Here is a 21,527-nt window from a genome sequence, read left to right on the forward strand (position 1 = left end):
GCAAGTGTCCGGGGGAAGGGGCGGAAGAAGTTACGGAGGCAGCTGGTCTTAGTCACGATTAACATCCATGATATACATTGAAGAAAAGAAGGGGAAGCAGATTGTACAGTGGGCACTACACCTCCTCCTGTGGGGCTTCTTGTTTTGTTTCCCCCTTTTCTTTTCTGAGAACAACCCAAAGTGGCAGGAGATGTTGCAAAGACACTGGCAGGCACTAACCTTCTCCGCCGTCATTTTTTACACTAACTACTTTTTTCTGGTCGACCGGTTTTTAATGAAGAGAAAAGTGAGTGCCTTCGTTATTTTCAATATTTTGCTAATACTTGTTTGTCTTATTGCGTTAGAAAGTATCCATGAGGTAAGGGAACCTCAACCGCCCTTGCAGACCGGTCCTCCCCCTCCGTTCTCAAGAGGAATGAACTGGTTCCGTCAAGGTTCTTTCCTGCTGCTGGCAGTATGCATCTGTGTGGCGGTCAAGCTGACTATCCGGTGGTACAGAGCGGAAGCTCAGCGAAAGAAAACGGAAAACGAACATCTGAAGTCCGAACTTACGTACTTGAGGTATCAGCTTCAACCACACTTTTTTTTCAATACGCTCAACAACATTTATTCACTGGTGGACCAGGATCCTTCCCTGGCCCAAAAATCCATTCATCATCTAAGCAAACTTATGCGCTACCTGCTGTATGAGTCCAGCATTATGGAGGTACCCCTCACCAAAGAGGTAACTTTCATCAAAGACTATGTCTACCTCATGCAGCTTCGGGTGCCTAGGCAAACGGATATTCAACTGCATTTTCCAGCCACTATTCCCGACCTGCTCATCGCTCCGCTGCTGTTTGTCTCACTGGTTGAAAACGCGTTTAAACATGGCGTTCAAATTTCTACTCCCAGCTTTGTTCATATGTATCTGGAAACGGATGAGCAACAAATCAGGTTTATGGTAGAAAACAGCAACTACCCTAAAACAGGGGAAGATAGAAGTGGCTCCGGTATCGGACTTAAAAATCTGAAGAAACGGCTGAAAATCATATACCCTAACCGCTATGCATTGAACATAGAGACCGACGAGAAAAAATATATTACGCAACTCACTATTATTTCCTAAAATATGAAGATAAAGTGCCTGATCGTCGATGATGAATATTTAGCCTTGGACCTGCTGGAAGGGTACATCAAAAAGACCCCTTTCCTGCAATTGGTGGGCCGCTGCCCCAGTGCTATCGATGCGCTGGCTATCATGGAAGACCAAACGATTGACCTGCTGTTCCTGGATATACAGATGTCAGAGCTGAATGGTATCGAGCTCTCCCGGACGCTCATCCACGGGCCTAAAGTAATTTTTACCACTGCTTTTGAAGAGTACGCATTAGAAGGGTTTAAAGTGAGTGCCCTGGATTACCTGCTGAAGCCCATTAACTACGAGGAATTTTTAACCGCGGCCCATAAAGCCAAGCAGTGGTTCGAGAGACAAAGTGCACCTATGCCACCAAGCCCGGATGAAGCTTTTATTTTTGTTAAATCAGAATACAAGATCAAGAAAATCCCGCTTGATCAACTGTTGTACGTAGAGGGGTTGAAAGACTATGTAAAAATCTTTATGGCTGATCAAAGCAGCCCGATCATGAGCCTGATCAGTATGAAAGCCATTGAAGAAAAATTACCCTCGCATCAGTTTCTGCGCGTTCATCGCTCATTTATCGTAAACATGAACCAGGTGCACACCGTAGAACGGAGCCGCATTGTGTTTGGTACCATCTACATACCAGTTTCGGAAAAATACAAAGCTCCCTTTCAGGACTTCATCACCCGACGATTTCTCTCGTAGACGGATTACTTCTCAACGTCCTGGAAAAAAGCTCATTCGTCTAATCGTTTTTTTACACTTGCTACTTTTACTGAGATTAGCCCTATTATCAAGCCTCATGTAGTAACTAAGCGTCCATCCTGCTTAGACCATATGTGGGTATTTCATCCAAATGAAAAGTACGATTAAACCTTTTGAGGTAGAATTGATCAAATCTCTAAAAAAATAACCATGGAAGATGCTGTTAAATTTTCTCGGCTGTTCATCAGTTGTATGCTAGTACTATTCCTCACGTCCTGCCAGCAAGATGATGATGAAGTGATGGCGCCTATAGTCGAGGAATCTGAGGAAATTTCGCAGAATGCGTTTATTAACAGTTGGGTGTACGAAGCAATGAATACCTACTATTATTGGAATGAGGATATGGTACTGCCTAGCTCGGTAGAACAGGATCCGAAGGACTATTTTTATTCATTGCTCAATGAAGAAGATAGATTTTCTTATATCACTGATGATTATCAGGGATTGATGGAGGAGCTTAGTGGAGTATATACCAGCATGGGCTACTCTCCCACCTTCGGCCTGCTTTCCAGCACCAATGAAGTATTTATTGCCGTGGAGTACGTATATCCCAATTCTCCGGCCCAGCAAGCTGGTTTACAGCGAGGAGATATTATATTAGCTATCGATGGACAGCGCCTTACTACAGAGAACTATTTTGATCTATACATCCAGAATCAGTACTCTGTTACTCTGGCAGAATACGAGGAAGATAGCGGTTTTACTATAAACAACGAGACACTTGCGCTATCAGCGGAGGTAATTGCAGCCGATCCGGTACTTCATAAAGAGGTCATCAGCACTGCCGATAAAAGGGTAGGCTATTTAGTGTACGCTGAGTTTATCTCCGGCGACAACCAAGCCTGGCTTAGCAGTCTGGACGTTGCCCTGGATGAGTTTGCTCAGGAAAGCGTCACTGATGTAGTAATAGACTTAAGGTATAACCCAGGCGGAGAGATAGAAGTAGCGCAGTATCTTGCTAGTGCATTAGCGTCTTCTTCGGCGGTAAGCAGCAATGAAGTGCTGGTTCGTTATGACTATAATGAACCCCTGGAGTCTTCCATTATCCTTTACGAGGGAGAAGCGTCCGAAAGCTTGGTCTCTACTTTTATCGCTACGGGTCATAATCTCAATTTGAGCCAAATCTATTTTTTGACCGCCAGCAGCACCGCCTCAGCCAGTGAACTGCTCATCAGTGGGCTGGACCCTTATATGGATGTTATTGTCATTGGTGAAACTACGGTAGGAAAGTTTTACGGTTCATGGGTCATCCCGGACCTGGCGGAACCGGCGCGCCATGCTTGGGCAGTGATGCCGATTGTTCTCAAATATACCAATGCCGTGGGGGCCACTGATTTTACAGGAGGGCTTACACCAGATTATTCGGTAGAGGATGACTTGCTGTATGCCAGGCCCTTCGGTGATCCATCTGACCCCTTGCTGGGTACAGCTTTGAACTTAATTTCTGGCGGACAGCATGCTCGATCCCTGACCAATAGTGCCCATAAATCCTACATAGATCTCGAGAATCCGGTAAAGAGCCAGAAGAACAAATTACTTTTACCTAATGCAGAACAGACGAATCAGAGTAATGTATACAGTTCCAACGAATAGCACCTCTTTGCCATACCTGCTTCTGTACAGCTCATAGTAAGTCAATATCCACCTTCCCAAATTAGGTGGCTAAAAAAAACATCAACCCAAGCGAAGGATTTTTCTGATTTCAGCATCTAATAAACGAAACATAAACAGTTAACATCATGCAGATTTTTAAAGGCGTATTATTCAGTGTCTTTGTATTACTTATTTCCCTTTCTTCCCTGAAGGCTCAACGCCCGGGCGGAGGAGGCCCTCCCGGAGGTGGGCCGGAAGAGATGGTCAGCCGGGAAAAGCAGGCACTCTATGAACAGATAACCGATTTAAGCGATGACCAAACGGCTCTCCTGGATGGCATCTACGATGAATTCGCAACGACGCTAAAGGAAGCTTTTGAGGAATCGCGCGGAAGCAATGATCGGGAAGCCCGTAGGGAACAGATGCAGGCTTTACGTCAGGAAAAAGACGAACTGATCGCCGATGTGCTTAACGAAGAGCAGTATGCTATCTACGAAAAACTAGCCATCAGAAGAAATAGGAGAGATAGAGAGTCCGAAGAAAACCAGCCCGAATAGATGAAGACGATGAAAGCAGTTATCAGTGGAGTATTCCTCCTGTTCCTAATCTCCACAGCAGTTGCTCAGGATATGCCCTGGCGCCTGACTGGCCGTATAATCGACGCTTCGGATACCTCAGGAGTAATCGGGGCTACCGTGATGATGATCAACGTTAAAGACTCAACCCGATCCCGGTTTGTTGCTACTGAAAGCGACGGTAATTTCACGATCAACAATCTGGAGAAAGCCTTTTACCGACTGCAAATTTCCAGTGTTGGTTATAAGCCTTACCGCCGCATTTTCAGACTTACCCAGGCTGAAACAGACTTAGGAGTAATCCAACTGGAGCCGGATGTGAAATTGCTGGATGAAATTTCGGTAGAAGGGGAAGTAGTACCCGTAGAGCAGCTGGGCGATACCACCCAGTATAATGCCGATGCCTTTAAAACCAACCCGGATGCCAGCGCTCGTGATCTGGTTAGTAAAATGCCGGGGATTATCGTAGATAGTGATGGGGTAACCGCCAATGGTGAAAGCATTGAGCAGGTATTGCTCGATGGCAAACGTTTTTTCGGACAAGACCCGCTATTGTCGCTGAATACGATCCCGGCCGATATTGTAGACAAAATCCAGGTATACGATGAAGAAAGCGAGCAATCCCAGCTTACCGGATTTGACGATGGCAATACGACCAAAACCATGAATGTGGTGACCAAAGCAGACAAGCGAAACGGGCAGTTTGGCCGGGCATATGCCGGCTATGGTACCGATAACCTATATGAAGCAGGAGCCACTATCAATTCATTCAACCAGGATAGTAGAACTACCATTCTGGGAATGACCAACAACATCAATCAGCAAAACTTTGGTAGCGAAGACCTGGCGGAGGTAAGCGGAGGGCGCGGTGGATTCAGACGAGGAGGCGGAAATAATAACTTCATCACGGGTGTTCAGGACGGCATTACTCAAACGAATGCACTTGGCGTTAACTTTACGAATGACTGGGGAGAAAAAACCACTTTTGAAGGAAGCTATTTTTTCAACCAGACCAGTAACAGCAACAATCAACAGCTTACCAGGGAATCGTTTTTACCCAGCGGCAGTCAGTACTACCAGGAAGATCAGCAATCGTTCACGGATAACCTGAACCATCGGCTGAATATGAGGATAGGTTACAAGATCAATGATAACAATAACCTTATGCTCAGGTCAGCCATTAGTTATCAGGATAACCAACAAAATGAAAGCACCCTCGGACAAACCGAGTATACTGATGGTGAACTGCTGAGCGAAACCCATAACAATTTCTCGAGCTTAAACCAGGCGTTTAGTGTAAGAAATGATCTGATCTTCCAGCATAAATTTACGAAAATTGGTCGGACACTTTCCCTGGAGGTTAATTCCCAGATCAACCCGACGACAAGAGAAAATTACCTGGAGGATCTGACGTTGGACTCGCTGACAGAGTATCTTACCGATGAGCAGCAGTACACACTGGGTTCTTCCGTAGTGTATACCGAGCCGATTGGCTCCACCGCCCAACTAGCCCTTAAATATCAGGTCAATCACAGCTCGCGAGAATCCGATCGGGATACCTATACCTTGCAGGAAGGAGACGAAAAAAAATCGTTCAGTGAGGCATTGTCTAACCATTTGAAAAGTGGCTACACGACCCATGCTCCATCCATCCGTTTCTCCAACCGTCAGTTCGGTAATTTCTTTGATGTTGGGCTTACCTACCAGTACGCCACGCTAAATAATCTTGAGTTTTCCCCTACTTCTACTCAGCTGACCAACCGTTTCAGTAATATTTTACCATCCGTGTCGGGGCGGTTTGAACTTTCTGATGATGCTAATTTGCTGATACGCTATACTACGTCAACTACAGAACCCACCATTAACCAACTACAAGGCGTATTAGACAATAGTAACCCGCTGTTTCTGTCTGTAGGAAACCCTGAACTGGACCAGACTTACACGCATGCGCTTAACATGCGTTTTCAAAAAGTGAATGCTGACAAAAATACTTCTTTCTCGAATTTTACCCGGGTATCCACAAGTTCGGATTACATTACCACCAGCACTTCCATCATTGGCGCTGACTCGGTATCAGCAGATGGGATCACGTATCAGGCGGGAGCGCAGGTAAGCACCCCCCTCAATGTAGACGGGTATTGGAACGCACAAAATAATACTACCTACGGTGTTTTGATTTCACCGCTAAAAAGTAGTTTTAATACCTCTCTTGGTCTGGGGTACCAACGCCTGCCCGGTCTGCTTGACGGAGTTCAAAACATAGCCAATACCTATTCGGCCAACATTAAATTAGGACTGGCTAGTAATATCAGCGAAAAAATTGATTATAACCTTTACTATCAGATTAACGGAAGCCGCGTGCTCAACTCAATACAGTCAGGAAGTAATAGTCAGTACTATACCCAGACGCTGGGGGCGAAACTTAACCTGATCTTCGGCAAAGGCTTTGTGTTTAGAAATGAAACGTATTTTCAAAAGTACACTGGGGCTAATAGCCAGTTTGATACTAACTATACCCTCTGGAATATGGGAATTGCTAAGAAATTTCTCAAGGATGACCGCGGAGAGCTGGAACTTTCTGTCTTTGACCTGTTAGGTCAAAACCAGAGTTTTAGTCAGACAGTTAGTGCTCAGTATCTCGAGGAAACGCAGACAGAGGTACTGCAACGCTACTTCATGCTCACCTTCACATATCAGTTGAGGCATTTTAAGAAAAGTAGTTAACAACTAACGATTCGCTATTTTCACTAAGTACCAGTCACCATTTGCTAGTCTACCCAAGTAGCTCAAAAAAAGATTCTCCTGAGGAGTTCTGATTTTTTTGTAGTCTGTTAAGACATTCGACGCTTTGGTGATTTACCTGATATGACGCAGCTTAGCACAGAAATAGAATGACTTTTTGATAGGAATGGGCTATGCTGAATCAGTACCTCATGTTGATATGTAAAGCTTCAACAAATTTTTAAGAAGCTGTTTGAGTTAGTTTTTGCGAATTGAGAAAGTTCAAGCTTGTGTCTAAACATTTTTTTGGGTAATAGCAGTGCTATTGGCTGTGAAAAATGTGACTTCAGGTTTTTAAAATGCCTCCAGCTCAGAGGATTAACTCAAACAGCTTCAAAACGTGCCGGCTAAAGCCAGTTATTTTCTGGCACATTTCAAAGCAGTAAAATCCCAACACCATTAGCGTTCAGAACGATTTGTCCCTTCAGTGACCCTGCCTCCCCAGTTAGCCAATACAGCAACCAGTATGGGCTGATTTGTAGAAGGAGGGCTCTGTAGTGGAGTAAAGAGCCTCCCCTTATTCTTATCTTTTTCACGCCAGTGTCAGGCGGCTTTCTCAATTGAAACCTACAAGCAGGAAATGCCGCATCTAAGCAAATGCACCAACAAGAAAAAATACCGAGAAAACCCCGGTACTGAATATTTAACTTTACCTTAACTGTATCGTTTGTTGATAACGATTAACTGTATAAGACCTATGGTCTTGGACCATTTCTCTGAGGTCGCGGCGCATTTTCAAGCTCGCTTTCTATAAGAAAGCCATCACTGTCAGCATCAATTTTTGAGAAATCATTTACCAGGGGGCCTTTTACTTCACTTTTTGCCAGCTTACCGTCTTTGTTGACATCCATCTCTGATAAAAGCTGTGCAAAACTCGGTCCCCCTCCCTGCCGACCTGAAGGTCTTTGCGGGTTATTCGCCTGATTATTCTGTGATGCGCAGGCAAGCACCATGAAAGCGATTGCGCCTAATGCGATTGTTTTTACTGTTTTTTTCATGTTCTTTGTACTTTACTCTTTAGACGCGATTCTTCCCTTAATCCCTCAAACAAACGATAGCAATTAACTTTTTTTGTGTCCCAGTAAGAAGGGAATGATTGCTTACTGGCTAACCACACGGATTACTACATTTGCTTTTCAAAAAAGAGTAGAAGCTCAGGGTTTTGTCAATAACATATAAACGGCTGCCACAAAGTTGTACCTAATTTAAATCGGGGCTAAGATGATTTCTAAGAGGCTGCTGTTGCAGCATTTCTGCATACCATAAATACTCAATGTAAGCCTGGTAGATTTCCTTTCGTAAAAGGGTCGCAATACTTCTTGATTTGATCAGGCTGCTTTTCAACCTAATAACGGTAATCGGATTACTGCTTTTAATTTCCTGAAGATTGGATGCTAATACGTCTACGTTTAAACTGTCCAATTGATTTTGTAAGCTATTGTAACGTGTCGTTAGCGTTTTTACTTTTTTCTTCATCAACGCTAGCATTGCATGCTGTTCGTTCTTTGCATCGGCCAGGTCACCCTCTGCTTTTATCATTTCCAGCTTACGCTTGGTCATGTCAACTTTGTTTGGATTGAAAATAGGTATGGTCACTCCCATCCCTATACTCCATGGACTTCTGTCTTGCTCGATTCGGTATTGCTGGTACTGTGCCTGCAGAAACCCTACATTGATGTTTGCTTTCTCCAATGCCCATTCTGACTTGGAAAGCTCAACCTGCTTTTGCCGATAAGCCACTTCGCCAAATTCAGTCACACTTGAATAGTATTCGATCACTTGTTGTACTTTGTCAATGGAAATTAACTCACTCAAAGACCATGAAATCACTTGGTTTTGCGCTGGTGGATATAGTGCTTCAATATTACTACGCAGCGCTTCTTCCTCGAAAAATAATTCTTCCAGTGCTACGAGCTTTTCTACCTGTTCAATTTTTAAATCAGTATACTCATTGGCATCAAAGAAATCGGAAAAACGTTGTGCTTCCAGAATTTTTATCAATGTTTTTACCAGCTCATGTTCTTCTTCCTTCAGCTTTTTTTGTTCCTCGAGATAGACCCAGTCGATGATTGCTTCGTAATGGGTTTTCAAGAGCTTTTTCAGTTCACGTTGACGATCAAGCTGCAACACCTCCTGATAGGTTTGAAAGTATTGTTTATTACGTTTCTCTTCCCAGGGGTTGGCTGGTTGCAATCGTAAGGCATAATCCTGACGTTCAGTATCTATTTGATTACTCTCGGTTCTAAATTCCAATTCGCGAAACACAGAAAGCCGGTAAGGATTTGACTTCAGATAAATATCCTGATGGTCAAATACCTGAATAGCAGGCGCCTCCAAGGCTGACCATAAGAAATCCTCCATTGAGACCTGGGCACTGAGAACGGTAGGTAGGAGCAAGAAAAAATTAAGAAGTGTACGCATAAGCTTATCGAATCAATACTTTTTCACCATTGAAAAAAGTGTTTTCCACAGGAATCTCTATAAATACCTGTTGACCAAATGCTTTTGTGGCGGTAGACTTTTGCAAAATCTCAGGAAGTTCACTGACAGACCCATAGCCAATTACTTTACCTTCTACCGAATTTCTTTGTTGGTCATAAGATGACACACTGACTATTTTTCCAACACCCAACTCTGTTGGTTTCTTTCCAACCAGGTAAGCGACTACCGTAGTAGGATGCAAGGGGTTGATTTCCAGCAAGGGGGTAAAGGAATCCACCTGCTCCCCGGGCTTCACGTAAACATTTTTTACAACACCTGAAGCGGTGGCATATTTGTTCAACTTACTCTTTTCTGCTTCCAGTAATTTCAATTCACTTTCAAGCAGAGAAATTTGATTTTCAACCAAATGCTGCTCCGTCGTGCTCTCTTGCAAAACATCTTCAACTTTAATGTTCATTGCTTCCAGATGCTTTTGCTTTTGTTGTCTGAGCGATCTGACTTTTATTGATATTGGTGAATTTTCACTGGTTTTCTTATCAGAAGTAAATGCTTTTGTAAGCGCCTCATTCATCCTGATCTCACTTTCCAGCTCCATTATCTCGGCATCAAGTTCTTCTATTTCAATCCCTTTTTGGGCTTTGAGATAGGAGATTTCCGCATTGGCGAGCTTCGCTTTTTCGTCACGTTCGGATTTATAAACAGCAATGCGATTGGTGAGCTTAGCGATGTCTACCTCCAGCGCATCGCTGCTGAGCTCGACCAAAAGATCGCCCTTTTTCACTTGCATTCCGGGGACAATATTTACAGACTTTACCAGTGCGGATTTTTCTGTATTTACTTTGTATTCTGAAGTTTGTGCTATCCCTATGGAAGCTTCACCACTTCCTTTAAAATATTTGCCGCTGATAAACAGCATGGCAACCAACATCAAGGCAATTAATATGTAAAACCAATTCGTTCTTTTTTCCATCAGTTTGATACAATTTCATTGGACATCAGCTTAAGCTGAGATATTCCTTCTATAGTTTTGAGCGCATACATCAGATCCCCTTTTGTTATCGTAGATTTTAACGTTACTGCAAACTGATACCGAACTGCCATGTCTTTGGTCACCTGAATGCTAAGGATGCGAGCGTCCTTACAATGATTCTGAATGAGACTGGTAATCCTTTCCATTTTGTTAGCGTCCTGAACTGTAAAAAACAAATGGCTGTGATTTGAATAAGACCGGAAAGGGGATGAGTGTAGTAAAAATGCGGCCAGGCAAAACAGGATAGATCCCACAAACGAAATGGTGAAGCCAAAAACGCCAATAGCCAGGCCTGTACTTAAAGCCGCGAACAAAAACAACACATCCCTCGGGTCATCAATACGGGTGCGAAAGCGAATAATGGCCATGGCTCCAAATACCCCTAATCCGCGTGCCAGACTATCTCCGATCGCCATCATAACCAAAGTGGTTACCAATGCTCCCAGAATCAATGACTGAAAGAAGTTTTTGGGATAATAACTACCGGTAAAGGTGAGTCTATGTGTGATGGCAATCAAAGAAGACAGCACAAAAGCCCATAGAAAAGAATAGGTAATGTTGACCAGCTGTGGGTATTCGTAAACCGGTTGATCGGGAAATAATTCAAACATGGGTTAGCTGGTTAATTATTAGATTGACCCGGTGTAGGAGTATCCAAAGCCCCCCAGTTCGTGCTACCATCTGATGTTCGTCCCCAGGATATATTTTCGTTTTGCGCCTCAAAGGTGTATGTATCCATGGTTCTGCCATCGATGTAGAACAAGCCTACATCCTCGCCATCTGCACTCAAACTAAAGTTCAGGTGCAGTGGCCCCTGACTGCTAGATCCATCGGCCCACAGCACAAGGTATCCTCCGGCCGGAATCGTGGTCGCATCGGCATCATCACTGGATATTTGATCACCAAAGGGGTCTTCCTTGTTGTCAGAGAGATACATCCCTCCTATATTTACCGGGGTGGTGCCAGCGTTATAAATTTCAATCCAATCATCAAACTCTTCTGCACCGCTATCGGTATCCGGACAACAGGAAGTATTGCTGGCCATAAACTCATTGATAAGCAGTTGTGGCAATGGATCGGTGTTCAATAAATAACCATCGGTATTATCCGGTGCGGAAGCGGGCTTCAATGAAGACAGGCCATCAGTGCCTACCGCTTCAACATAATACTCCACTAATCCTTCCGTAGCAATACCTGGAATCGTGCCGGTATACGAGCCTCCACTTTGATAGGTCATATCAACTTCCGAAAAGGAACCACCATCAAAACGGTGATATAGTTTTACCGATGCAACACCTGAGGTTGAAATCAGCTCAGCCCTTACCACCACACTTTCATTAAGTGCAGGAACCATCGGATCACGTGATATTGAATTGATGGCGGGTGCACTGTCATCACCATTGGATTCACCCGCTGTGGTGACGCCGGTTATTTCCCAAAAATCAGAACCATCGGGAAACCTGGCGTAGGATTGACCATTGTCGAGAGCTGGAAATTCAACTTCATCAACGAGCACACCCTCTGCATTCTCCAATGACACTGTTTCTCCCTCTGCAGAGAGTTTGAAATTGGTATTCAGTTCTGTTCCTACATCATTACAGAGCAACACCAGGAATCCATAGGCGGGAATAGTAGTCCCAGAGGGAAGACTGTATTGGTTAGCATCATCTGAAATGGTATAACCGCCAATATCTTTACTGCTTTCCAATGCGTTATATAGCTCGACCCAGTCTTCACCCGAGGCAAAAATTTCATTAATATAGATGCCTTCTATGGTCGGCTCAATTTCATCCTCATCATCACATGAAATGAGCAGTAATAGCGGAGAGAGCATGAAGAAATATGAAAACCAATTGAATTTTAAACACGATAACATGACCTAATCTTTAATTAATTTGTAATGGTGCGATACAGATGTATCAAAAGGACGCCACCTGCTTTCCATTAGTCCAAATAGGCTTCCACTGCTGCGGCCCGTTGTGTCGCGTGCGTTTTAAGCGTATTGACGGCTGACTGGAATTCAGCGCTACTGTTCAAAAATGTATATCCATCGGTTTCACTGGTGGCATACGGTTCAATGAGGGCGGCATAGGTGGTGTAGGTGGCTTGTATTGTACTGGGATCAAACACTCCGCTTATCACCTCTTCCACGTACGTATCATATTGCGCTTTGTAAGATGTGTCTGCATACAAATACCCGATCAACGGCCATTGTGTTGATGACAAGCCTGAGAAATTTAGTGGTAGCGCCCCCTCCCTATTACCGTTTTGTAAAGCTTCATTATTATCCCAGGGAATCCAGGTGAGCAAGTTGTTGTCCGGATTATTATATAAATAATAATTGTGCGTCATCCTTCCGTAGGTATCCCAGTTTTGAATCACCGTATTTACTGCCAGGTACTTCAGGAATACATCCGTATCAAAGACAGTTTCCAGGCCCGCCCTCCAGGCAGCCGCATCCGTGGTTCGGTTGTCAGCATGCAAAGCGACGAACAGGTTCTGGATGTCGGACCAGTCGGCAGCCTCTTCATTGGTTTGTTTTACAAAAACAGATTCACTGAATGTGCCGGCGGCAAAGCTTGCCCCATTACCATCCGGTTTATACAAGTTCCCGTCATTATCAGAAAACTGGGTATCGATGACGGTATCGTCTACTTCTTCAACGAGTGTATATAATCCAAAGTAAATGGGGCCATCACCATGATCTACATACAGGGTATAAAAGGCCGTATGCGAGCCAGCCAGTCCGGCATTTCTGAAAATATCACCGGCCACTTTTTCACGAAGAAAGGATTTATCGTTGTAGTTGTTTTTAAGACTCAGCTGCTTGAACCCAAAAAAACGTTGGTTCTCTATTTGTGGATAGTCATCTTCAAACTCATCAAAGTCCAGTTTGAAAGACAACTTCATATTTCCGGTCTGCCAGGTGGATGCCAAACTAGAGTTTCCTTTAAATCGGACTCCTACCCTATACCACGCTTTGCCTTCGTAAAACACTTCTGCCGGTACGAAGATGGGATTCTCATCGGAAAATGAATTACCTCCCCAACCTCTGAATCCAGTGGTGCCGTAAAGGCTGGTCAAATTTGCCAGCATTTCAGCCCAACGCTCTGACGAAATTACAATGTCTAAACGCTTTACTTCATTATCCGGAAATACCTCATCAAAATTTGGTTCAGCATCATTGCTGTGCGTTTCAGTAGTCCAGTCGGTTGCTTCAAAATCAGCATCCTCAATCTCTGTTGTGGTTTCATCGTCTATTGTTGCGATGTCATCTTCTGAGCATCCTGTAATAAGCGTTATCACCATTAATACAGGCATCAATGAAGTTGAAAGCTTAATTATCAGTTTCATGGTATTGTTTCATTTTTGTGGGTTGTTTTAGATAAGTCTTTATAAGGGGTATTTTGAATGTATAGACGTAGAACCTGTGTAATTCCCTCGGAAAAAAGATAAAATTCTACTTTTTCAATGGCTTGCTATATGTATTCGGTTGATGAGATTTGTAAAAGAAAAACAGGTGTATCAAACCCTTTAAAACAGGCCATAACCAACCATTTGTATGTTTTGCCATTTTCCTTTAACTGAACTTTTTCTTCACCAACAAATAAATTGAAAGATTGACACTTCAAGTTATTCGCAGCTATAATCTGGACCGCTTTCTATGGTTCCCTGGGGAGTTAGATCATAGAAAGCAAGGCCGGGAAAATCTGCATTGTACCGCTCTGGTCTGAAGATTCTATTTCCGTTCATTGCCTCATATTGATCAGCGATGCCATTGCTGCCTACCGGCTTGATATACTCCCAGACCGTTTCGCCATCGTAGCTCACCTCCTTCATCGTTCCGCTAGCTCCTACGCCAATCAGTGTATTGCCATTTAGCAGACGCACCACCCCTCCTACATAAGCGGAATACATATCCGTTTCCGTTACATCTGAATAGGTCCAGTAAAATCCGGATGGACCGTAAATGCCATCGGTAAGGCTGTACGAACCATCGGTATCTGAATTATCGTCAACATAGCTATCGGGTTGTTCGCAGGCATCCAAAGAAACGTCGGAGTCACCCAAACCGTCGCCGTTTACCTGCACACTGACGCCCTCCGTGTACTCATTTTTGAAATTAGCCAGTACTACACTTGTGATATCTACCGAACCCTGGGTACTATCTATTTCCTCTGCAATATCATCACTCTGACATGATAGCAAGATCATGAGCATGATAGGTAAGAGTATTTCTTTCATCATTGATCGTTTAAAGTTCATTCGTTCAGGCACGAGTCAGGCGCTTTGGAGCTAAAAACGTTTTCCTAAACCTGGACCTGTAAAAAAGAAATCCCAACAGACCAGCTACTACTATAGAGATGGCCCCAAACGCCCACTTACTATTCCATGAGGTCTCTGCCAACAGGATTTGATTATCCTCAAGGGATAGGCTGATTTGGAAATTGTTTTCTTCATTGAGAATGAATTGAAATTTATCCAATTCTTCTTTTACGATGCTGAAAATAATCTGACTATGATGGATGTTCTCAAACCCTCTGTTTTCAACAAATACTTCCTCCACTGCTTCAGGCACTCCGGATAACTCAAAGGCGACAGTGGTGGCGTGCCCTAGCCTTACCAATCCATTTTCCAGTGTCACATTTTCTTTATTTAGCTGTAGGGCTATATGCTCTTTCAGATGATTCACCAGCAATTGATTAAACTCTTCAGGAGAGGCATAGGAATCGTCACCGTACGCATTCCTTACTTCATACTGGAAAGCTGTCATGGAGGCGTTCAGTTGTAGCGTCCACTTCCCGGATTCGTGCTCAAGCAGTGTCAGTGAAGAAATATCTGGCTGGTGAGCGCTTGCAGACATTGCTATCAAAACCAGAACAGCTGCAATGATTGATTTTAATATCTTTTTCATAGCATTATTAGTTGACATATGCCCCATACAGGCAGTTGATAAAATTGTTTGAACCCGCAGCATCTACGTGATAGTGATATCCTCTTAAATCATCGTAGTGCCCACGGCAGGCATCAAGATCATCCGGCTCACTGCCATCTTCATTAAGTTGCTCATAAATACCGTGTCCGTCGGCGGCATAGCCGATCATGGCGGCATGGCCGTCATCCTGGGCCACCTTGGTAGAAATACCGGTGGCGGCATGATAATGATAGCCCTGATTAACATTGATATGACCACCCGCATCATCAAAGGGGGCCAGTGTATATGCCCCTAAAATGTTATCCACCGGCGCCGATGCAGAAAATTCCACACCATTAAAGGCAATTCCTCTTATTGAGGGGCCGGAAGTTCCCTGCCCAGGTCGCCCCCCACCAGCTCCTGCAAAAGCGGCAGATGAAGCTTGCAGTACCGGCTCAGTTGGAATCAACCATGTTCGCGTGAGCTCAGATATGTATTCTGGAATACATTCTACACAGTAGTTTTGGTAGGCTTCACCCACATTGGGGTTAGCCGCATTGATACAGTCTTCTTCCGTTTCTGTCACGTAGATGTCACCATTGGCATCATACATCATCCAGGTATCATCGTTGTAAAACGTGGCTAGATTCTCAATAAAAGCACCATCAACATCGTACACTTCCCCGTTTTCCAGCCAGATACCTCCGGCCTCTTCTCCATCTGAGATATTTTCAGGACACCAGGGCCCCATGTCATGGTCGGTAGGTGTACTGGCCACGATTTGGTAGCAGGTGGTTGCCGTACCATCGGAAAGAGTACAATCAACTATGCTAACCGTGGTGCCATCAATAAAAAGGTCGGGATCTACGTCAACAACGGTACCTACGATTACATCTGAATTATCGTCATCATCCATGATATCATCTTCCGTGCTACATGAAGTGAAGATAACGGTAGAGGCGAGCAACAGTGTCAAGAGTTTTACTAAAGGCGTTTTCATTCTTATTTTATTTTAAGGAGGTGTAATTGTTTGTTTTGACTGCTACTACTTACATAGTGTATTGTCATTTAGCCTCTTAGACGCAGGTTGATATGGTATCCCTCGCAGATTCAAAAAATTTTTAGATTTTTTCCCTTTAGAGTATTTGGCTTTCATACACGATCTTTAAAAACCTACCTATAGGATATAGTACAGACTGCTCGTTTGCGTATGACCTATCGTAATAAAGAAGGCACTAGCTCCTTCTTTAATGCACAACAATTACTCATAAAATCACTGGCAGATATTAGTTTACATAAGCTCCTGCCAGACAATTGATAAAATTGTTGGAACCTGGTGCATCCACATGGTAGTGATAGCCTCTTGTGTCATCATAGTGTCCTCTACAGTCGTCCAGGTCACTCGGCTCCTTTCCATCTTCGTTTAGCTGGGCATAGATGCCGTGCCCGTCCATGGCATAGCCAATCATGGGCGCATGACCATCCTCCTGCTTGATTTGTGCGGATATGCCTGTGGCAGCATGGTAATGATAGCCCTGATGAACATTGATGTGGCCACCCGCATCATCAAAGGGGGCCAGGGTATAAGCCCCTAATATGTTATCCACTGGCGCGGATGCTGAAAATTCTACGCCATTGAAAGCAATACCACGGGTTTGAGGCCCAAAGCCCTTTGCTTCTGGTCTTGCTTCTGGTTCAGATCTGTTGCCTGGCTGTGGCCTTCCTCCAGGTTCGCCACCGCCACCTCGGGCAAAATAGGCAGATGTCGTTAGCTTGACGGGTTGCGCTGGGATCAACCATGTTCGCGTGAGCTCAGCTATGTATTCAGGAACACATTCTACACAGTAGTTTTTGTATTCCTCACCCACATTGGGGTTGGCCGCATTGATACAGTCTTCTTCGGTATCCGTGACGTAAATGTCACCATTGGCATCATACATCAGCCAGGTATTGTCATCGTAAAAGGTAGCCAGATTTTTAATGAATTCACCATCTACATCGTACACCTCTCCGTTTTCCAGCCAGATACCTCCGGCCTCTGCTCCATCCGAAATATTTTCAGGACACCATGGCCCCATGTCATGGTCGGTAGGTGTACTGGCCACGATTTGGTAGCAGGTAGTTTCAGTGCCATCGGAAAGGGTGCAGGGGACTGTGATAACTTCTGTGCCTTCAAGAAAGAGGTCTGGGTCAACACCCACAACGGCACCTACTTCTGAGGCATGAGTGGCATCCTCAGAAGATTTATTTTTATTGCAGCTATTGGAGGTGAACAAAATAGCGAGCATCAAAAGAGGAAAAATAAATGAATGAAATTTCTGCATGCTGAATATGTTTTAGATATACAGACGTACATTTCTTAAAAATCCCTCGCGCCGACTCTACATATTTTTTGTGCACAAAAAAATCCTCCACTGAGGGAGGATTTTTTTATTAGTATTAGAATAAAAAAGGGTTTTTAAAGAAGTTTATCAGGGTGCATCGGCCTTCCCGATGAATTGGTCAACATAGGTACTATCTGTTTCACTATACTGCCTAGTTAGATCAGCTATTATTTGTTGAAAATTCCCTTCGGCTCTTTAAAGTGGTTTTCTTTTATAAGGTACTTTCTAATGTTTTAATATCTGCAATCAATTGATTTATCGCAGTTTTATTCAAGCCGTTATAAATACCCCTTATATGTCTATTGGCATCTACTAAAATAAAATTTTCAGTATGCAAAAAATCATCAGGACTTTTAACTAAGCCCAAGTCTTCTTCAACAAAATACTCACTTCTACCTAGCATATAGATTTCTTTCCGATCACCTGTAAGTAGGTGCCACTTTCCATCTACTACACCTTTCTCAATAGCATAATCTTTCAGTACAGACACACTATCATGTTCAGGAGTAACTGAGTGAGAAAGAATCATAATATGATCGTCATTTAAAAATTCCTCTTGCACCAGCGTCATATTACCAGTCATCTTTGGACAAATGCCTGGGCATGAAGTGAAGAAAAAATCAACTATCGTGATTTTTCCATCCAACAATTTTTCTGAAACACTATCGCCTAGCTGATTGATCAAAGAAAACTCAGGAATTTTATGAAAATCCTGAGGCACCAAACCTTCACTATCATACCATTTTGGGGTGAAGGTAGCCTCATCATAATAAGGTAGAACATCTACGCTGCTGGTTTCTTGTTTACTAGAATTGTTGCAAGATGCCAGCACCACTATTATCATCAATATTACTAACTGTCTCATCTGTTATTTTTTCTTCTGTTAATGAATAGCATAAGTTTGATCGTTTCATACCAAAAATTCTGTCATTTTTGACTTCATAGTTGGCGTAAATCTTCCCATTCTCTAACCATGCCTGTTGTAGGCCTTCTGGTTTCCCATCTTTCACAGTTGTCAATCTGGCCAATTGGCCATTGATATACCATGTTTTTTGTATGCCGATTACTACCCCCTTTTCAAAATAGGCTTCACTGCTGATTTCTCCATTGGGCCACCATGTCTTTTTGTATCCATTGATCTTGTTAGCGGAATAGTACATTTCACTACCCAATATTCCGTTATCAAACCACTTTTGAGCAAGACCTTCTTTTTTGCCATTGTAAAACCCAATTTTCTCTGCTATTACACCATTGTCATAATAGGAAATGGCAAAGCCATTATAGGGTTCGTTTTTGTAATACCATTTACCCTCATTGGGGTTAAGTTTTAGCTCACCCTTTAAAGCATAGGTTTCAGTAATGGAGTGCTGATCAATGTCTTTGCTACAGCTAACTGCAAATAACATTAACCCAACAAACCAAACTTTAATTAATCCTGCTCGGAGTACCCTGGTATTTTCCTGCAAAAAGCAGATAATATTGATTGAGGTATAATTCATTTTCAATGTGGTAATGATATTCTTCTTCATTCGTGTGTTGAGTTATACTTGTATGGCCACCTGATTCATCAAGATCAGTAGGACGATCACCCGTGGAATAGCATTTTCTTCCATAAAGGAAAAACCCGTCAGCCATGATTCCCACTAAATTTTCATCATCATTCGTCCATGCCTTTGGTTCCAGATGATAATGATATTGTCCTGGCCCAATATGCGCCCCGGTAAAGTCCAGAGACACTGAAGCCTGATCTAATGCACCATTGCCCTCTTGATCATTGAAAATATAAGCTCCACTAATGGCAATGCCTATTGCACCCAGACTGGTTGATGTGGTTGAACTCGCTTTTTGTGGGTTTGCAGATACAGTCAAGGAGGCTGCCCCGTTAAAATTTGGAATGATGGATGGAGTCAATTGTACATCAGGCTCTTCCTGATACAACTCATGACCAACACCCCAGTAAACAGTTTTGTGGTTCGGGAGCCCATTAGTCTCAATTACCACATCAGGACCGTCCAGGTAGATGTCCGTATTTTCAGTATCAAATTCTGCGAAGGCAGCGTGTAGCTCTTTGACTACTTCATTCTCAGGAGTTGCCTCTTCTTTGCAGCCATTGACAGATACGAGCATGGCTACAATCATTATAGGTAAAATTGCTAAACGAAATTTTTGCATGTCTTATTTTATTGTTTGTATTTATAGACGTGCATTATTTCTTAATCCCTCGCAGTGGCACTAATTAAAAAAAAATTCCTCCAACAAGAGAGGTTGATTTTGTATCGATAGTGAAATCGATCAGACCTTAAGGTGCAAAGAGTAGAGAAGTAGAGTTTAAAAAGGAGGTCTTTCCGGCTTCATAGGCCTGTCCGATGAATTAATCAAAACAGGTAGTATTCGTTCCATTACCCTGTCAAACCGCTTCAGTTGTTCCTCGTTACACATCTCCTTCAGCTCTTCGAAATGATTGTAGGTAACGATGATTTTATCTTTTTCTAACTGCAAAATATGCTCAAGCTGGGCTTCCTTATTTTCCTTGGAGTAATCCAATGAGAGTTGTTGAAAAAATGATCTAAGCAGTTCCTGTTCCTGCTTTTCAAGCTCACGGATGGCTTCATGATGATTTTCTGCCATTTCATCAAATATCGCTTTTTGTTCTTCAGTGAAGTTTAGCTCCCGGCTAATTTCATCCTTTAATCCTCTTTGTTGCATCGGCATCTCTGGCCTCATTGTGAAAATCACAAGTAGCGCAATATTGATTACTAATAAGACAAAAAATCCAATCCTATAAGTATTGCTATTCATTTTCATACAGATTAAAATCAGTAACAATTTGAGAGTAGTCTCCCCTCTCTTCTGCAGTCATGCTTTCAGAAGCCAGATAATTGGTCACTGCCCAAATATTGGAGCAAAGCACCATAGCAATAACGGCAGCGACTTTCACCCACGCAAAACGGGATGGCTGATGTCTTGCCGCCTTTTCCTTGCGCTGATCCGCCAGCTTTTTTTGAATTTTAGCAAAGGTTTGCTCGGGGGCTTTTGCCCTTTGTATACCGTCAAGGCTATCCATAGCCTTTTTGACACGATCCTCCTGTTTCATACTTATTTTGACGTATTATTTTTTGTTTTCCTTCGGTCCGGGAAATATTTTTCCAATGCTTGTTTCAAATTTGCTTTTGCCCGCTGTACCAGTGACTCTACTGCTTTCCGGCTTTGATTCATAATTTCAGCTACTTCCTTCTGCGGTAGTCCTTCAATCTGAGTAAGGATGAAAGCCGTCTTCTGGTTTTCAGAAAGTGTATCAATGGCCTGAAAAAGCAGTTTAGCGTTTTCTTTGTTTTCTAATTTTACCCCTGGGTGTACAAAATCTATAGATTCGTACTTTATCTCAGCTGAGTCCCTGACGTACAGTGAAGTAAAGATGCCAAAACGCTTTTGACTCTTCTTTTTTCTCAGAAAATCCAACGATTTATTTACAGCAATCCGATAGATCCAGGTACTGACAGACGAATTGAACTGAAAGCTGGAAGCCGTGTTAAAAATGGTGACAAATACATCCTGCAACAGTTCGTCGGCATCTTCCGCATTCTTGGTATAGCTGATGAGCGTATTGAAAACCCGATCGCTATAATGAAGGTAAAGCTGCTCTAATGCCTCTTCACTGCCATGCGCTATTGCCTGTAAACAGCTTTTTTCGTCAATCATTGAACTGATTTTCGTGATGGTCTTGCCGTCAAGTGTATGCTAAAGCTTGTTCTTTCCACTAAAGTAGGAGGTCAAAAACTCAAAGCCTCATATTTTCCTTTGAAAATAGAAAGAATGGTGCATAAATACTTTAGTTAAAGTTGCAGCATGTTTTTTAAAGCCTTGCATTAAGGGTAGTAAAAACTAAAATTTTCATCCACAGCCTCCAGGGCTGAATAAA

At 43.1% G+C, this 21,527-nt stretch carries 21 protein-coding genes; 5 read left to right on the plus strand and 16 right to left on the minus strand.

The genetic code is table 11. The features are described 5' to 3' along the window. Positions 1–67 precede the first annotated feature (67 nt). The 5 genes from OKW21_RS22030 to OKW21_RS22050 all read left to right on the plus strand — a co-directional run bounded on the left by OKW21_RS22030 (position 68) and on the right by OKW21_RS22050 (position 6,780). On the plus strand, positions 68–1,108 hold the full coding sequence (locus OKW21_RS22030) for a sensor histidine kinase (RefSeq protein ID WP_277483527.1): 1,041 nt from the start codon (positions 68–70) through the stop codon (positions 1,106–1,108). A 3-nt stretch (positions 1,109–1,111) separates the two neighbouring features. Beyond that, on the plus strand, positions 1,112–1,828 hold the full coding sequence (locus OKW21_RS22035) for a LytR/AlgR family response regulator transcription factor (RefSeq protein WP_277483529.1): 717 nt from the start codon (positions 1,112–1,114) through the stop codon (positions 1,826–1,828). 252 nt (positions 1,829–2,080) lie between these two features. After that, positions 2,081–3,481, plus strand: a complete 1,401-nt coding sequence (locus tag OKW21_RS22040; RefSeq protein ID WP_277483532.1) for a S41 family peptidase — start codon at positions 2,081–2,083, stop codon at positions 3,479–3,481. A 146-nt stretch (positions 3,482–3,627) separates the two neighbouring features. Continuing rightward, entirely contained in the window at positions 3,628–4,038 is a 411-nt protein-coding gene (locus OKW21_RS22045; protein ID WP_277483534.1) for a hypothetical protein, read from the plus strand. Then, the gene (locus OKW21_RS22050; protein WP_277483536.1) at positions 4,039–6,780 is read left to right on the plus strand and encodes a TonB-dependent receptor; all 2,742 of its coding nucleotides are present in this window, start codon (positions 4,039–4,041) and stop codon (positions 6,778–6,780) included. A gap of 752 nt (positions 6,781–7,532) precedes the next feature. Here OKW21_RS22050 and OKW21_RS22055 read toward each other — a convergent pair. The 16 genes from OKW21_RS22055 to OKW21_RS22130 all read right to left on the minus strand — a co-directional run bounded on the left by OKW21_RS22055 (position 7,533) and on the right by OKW21_RS22130 (position 21,307). Further along, complete coding sequence (locus tag OKW21_RS22055) at positions 7,533–7,835, minus strand: CREC-EF hand family protein (RefSeq protein ID WP_277483539.1); 303 nt, start codon at positions 7,833–7,835, stop codon at positions 7,533–7,535. Positions 7,836–8,037: 202 nt separating this feature from the next. Continuing rightward, entirely contained in the window at positions 8,038–9,258 is a 1,221-nt protein-coding gene (locus tag OKW21_RS22060; RefSeq protein ID WP_277483540.1) for a TolC family protein, read from the minus strand. 4 nt (positions 9,259–9,262) lie between these two features. Next, a complete protein-coding gene (locus OKW21_RS22065) occupies positions 9,263–10,249 on the minus strand; it encodes an HlyD family secretion protein (protein WP_277483542.1) in 987 nt (328 codons plus the stop codon). Further along, complete coding sequence (locus OKW21_RS22070) at positions 10,249–10,920, minus strand: DUF4956 domain-containing protein (protein ID WP_277483545.1); 672 nt, start codon at positions 10,918–10,920, stop codon at positions 10,249–10,251. Before OKW21_RS22070 ends, OKW21_RS22065 begins: the two co-directional genes overlap by 1 nt. 11 nt (positions 10,921–10,931) lie before the next feature. After that, entirely contained in the window at positions 10,932–12,143 is a 1,212-nt protein-coding gene (locus OKW21_RS22075; RefSeq protein WP_277483547.1) for a lamin tail domain-containing protein, read from the minus strand. Positions 12,144–12,253: 110 nt separating this feature from the next. Continuing rightward, complete coding sequence (locus OKW21_RS22080) at positions 12,254–13,663, minus strand: CotH kinase family protein (protein WP_277483551.1); 1,410 nt, start codon at positions 13,661–13,663, stop codon at positions 12,254–12,256. Between the two features lie 279 nt (positions 13,664–13,942). Further along, positions 13,943–14,557: a hypothetical protein gene (locus tag OKW21_RS22085; protein ID WP_277483554.1), complete on the minus strand. Its 615-nt coding sequence runs from the start codon at positions 14,555–14,557 to the stop codon at positions 13,943–13,945. 22 nt (positions 14,558–14,579) lie between these two features. Further along, complete coding sequence (locus tag OKW21_RS22090; RefSeq protein WP_277483556.1) at positions 14,580–15,224, minus strand: hypothetical protein; 645 nt, start codon at positions 15,222–15,224, stop codon at positions 14,580–14,582. 7 nt (positions 15,225–15,231) lie between these two features. Next, on the minus strand, positions 15,232–16,224 hold the full coding sequence (locus tag OKW21_RS22095; protein ID WP_277483558.1) for a YHYH protein: 993 nt from the start codon (positions 16,222–16,224) through the stop codon (positions 15,232–15,234). A 286-nt stretch (positions 16,225–16,510) separates the two neighbouring features. Further along, on the minus strand, positions 16,511–17,548 hold the full coding sequence (locus tag OKW21_RS22100) for a YHYH protein (RefSeq protein WP_277483562.1): 1,038 nt from the start codon (positions 17,546–17,548) through the stop codon (positions 16,511–16,513). A gap of 271 nt (positions 17,549–17,819) precedes the next feature. Next, a complete protein-coding gene (locus tag OKW21_RS22105) occupies positions 17,820–18,473 on the minus strand; it encodes an SCO family protein (protein ID WP_277483566.1) in 654 nt (217 codons plus the stop codon). Beyond that, a complete protein-coding gene (locus tag OKW21_RS22110; RefSeq protein WP_277483568.1) occupies positions 18,415–19,014 on the minus strand; it encodes a toxin-antitoxin system YwqK family antitoxin in 600 nt (199 codons plus the stop codon). Before OKW21_RS22110 ends, OKW21_RS22105 begins: the two co-directional genes overlap by 59 nt. 19 nt (positions 19,015–19,033) lie before the next feature. Then, positions 19,034–19,780, minus strand: coding sequence for a YHYH protein (locus OKW21_RS22115; protein WP_277483570.1), 747 nt, complete (start codon positions 19,778–19,780; stop codon positions 19,034–19,036). A 156-nt stretch (positions 19,781–19,936) separates the two neighbouring features. Continuing rightward, a complete protein-coding gene (locus OKW21_RS22120; RefSeq protein ID WP_277483572.1) occupies positions 19,937–20,320 on the minus strand; it encodes a hypothetical protein in 384 nt (127 codons plus the stop codon). A gap of 79 nt (positions 20,321–20,399) precedes the next feature. Beyond that, positions 20,400–20,702 (minus strand): hypothetical protein, encoded by a 303-nt coding sequence (locus OKW21_RS22125; RefSeq protein WP_277483574.1) that lies wholly within the window; start codon positions 20,700–20,702, stop codon positions 20,400–20,402. Positions 20,703–20,704: 2 nt separating this feature from the next. Continuing rightward, the gene (locus tag OKW21_RS22130; protein WP_277483576.1) at positions 20,705–21,307 is read right to left on the minus strand and encodes an RNA polymerase sigma factor; all 603 of its coding nucleotides are present in this window, start codon (positions 21,305–21,307) and stop codon (positions 20,705–20,707) included. Positions 21,308–21,527: the final 220 nt, after the last annotated feature.

Origin of the sequence: Catalinimonas alkaloidigena (assembly GCF_029504655.1) — a bacterium.
GTDB classification, from domain to species: Bacteria; Bacteroidota; Bacteroidia; order Cytophagales; family Cyclobacteriaceae; genus Catalinimonas; species Catalinimonas alkaloidigena.

Excerpts from the sequence above, each read along its gene's own strand:
- OKW21_RS22030 (WP_277483527.1), top strand. The coding sequence starts at position 68 with ATGATATACATTGAAGAAAAGAAGGGGAAGCAGATTGTACAGTGGGCA.
- OKW21_RS22035 (WP_277483529.1), top strand. The coding sequence starts at position 1,112 with ATGAAGATAAAGTGCCTGATCGTCGATGATGAATATTTAGCCTTGGAC.
- OKW21_RS22040 (WP_277483532.1), top strand. The coding sequence starts at position 2,081 with ATGCTAGTACTATTCCTCACGTCCTGCCAGCAAGATGATGATGAAGTG.
- OKW21_RS22045 (WP_277483534.1), top strand. The coding sequence starts at position 3,628 with ATGCAGATTTTTAAAGGCGTATTATTCAGTGTCTTTGTATTACTTATT.
- OKW21_RS22050 (WP_277483536.1), top strand. The coding sequence starts at position 4,039 with ATGAAGACGATGAAAGCAGTTATCAGTGGAGTATTCCTCCTGTTCCTA.
- OKW21_RS22055 (WP_277483539.1), bottom strand. The coding sequence starts at position 7,835 with ATGAAAAAAACAGTAAAAACAATCGCATTAGGCGCAATCGCTTTCATG.
- OKW21_RS22060 (WP_277483540.1), bottom strand. The coding sequence starts at position 9,258 with ATGCGTACACTTCTTAATTTTTTCTTGCTCCTACCTACCGTTCTCAGT.
- OKW21_RS22065 (WP_277483542.1), bottom strand. The coding sequence starts at position 10,249 with ATGGAAAAAAGAACGAATTGGTTTTACATATTAATTGCCTTGATGTTG.
- OKW21_RS22070 (WP_277483545.1), bottom strand. The coding sequence starts at position 10,920 with ATGTTTGAATTATTTCCCGATCAACCGGTTTACGAATACCCACAGCTG.
- OKW21_RS22075 (WP_277483547.1), bottom strand. The coding sequence starts at position 12,143 with ATGCTCTCTCCGCTATTACTGCTCATTTCATGTGATGATGAGGATGAA.
- OKW21_RS22080 (WP_277483551.1), bottom strand. The coding sequence starts at position 13,663 with ATGAAACTGATAATTAAGCTTTCAACTTCATTGATGCCTGTATTAATG.
- OKW21_RS22085 (WP_277483554.1), bottom strand. The coding sequence starts at position 14,557 with ATGATGAAAGAAATACTCTTACCTATCATGCTCATGATCTTGCTATCA.
- OKW21_RS22090 (WP_277483556.1), bottom strand. The coding sequence starts at position 15,224 with ATGAAAAAGATATTAAAATCAATCATTGCAGCTGTTCTGGTTTTGATA.
- OKW21_RS22095 (WP_277483558.1), bottom strand. The coding sequence starts at position 16,224 with ATGAAAACGCCTTTAGTAAAACTCTTGACACTGTTGCTCGCCTCTACC.
- OKW21_RS22100 (WP_277483562.1), bottom strand. The coding sequence starts at position 17,548 with ATGCAGAAATTTCATTCATTTATTTTTCCTCTTTTGATGCTCGCTATT.
- OKW21_RS22105 (WP_277483566.1), bottom strand. The coding sequence starts at position 18,473 with ATGAGACAGTTAGTAATATTGATGATAATAGTGGTGCTGGCATCTTGC.
- OKW21_RS22110 (WP_277483568.1), bottom strand. The coding sequence starts at position 19,014 with ATGTTATTTGCAGTTAGCTGTAGCAAAGACATTGATCAGCACTCCATT.
- OKW21_RS22115 (WP_277483570.1), bottom strand. The coding sequence starts at position 19,780 with ATGCAAAAATTTCGTTTAGCAATTTTACCTATAATGATTGTAGCCATG.
- OKW21_RS22120 (WP_277483572.1), bottom strand. The coding sequence starts at position 20,320 with ATGCCGATGCAACAAAGAGGATTAAAGGATGAAATTAGCCGGGAGCTA.
- OKW21_RS22125 (WP_277483574.1), bottom strand. The coding sequence starts at position 20,702 with ATGAAACAGGAGGATCGTGTCAAAAAGGCTATGGATAGCCTTGACGGT.
- OKW21_RS22130 (WP_277483576.1), bottom strand. The coding sequence starts at position 21,307 with ATGATTGACGAAAAAAGCTGTTTACAGGCAATAGCGCATGGCAGTGAA.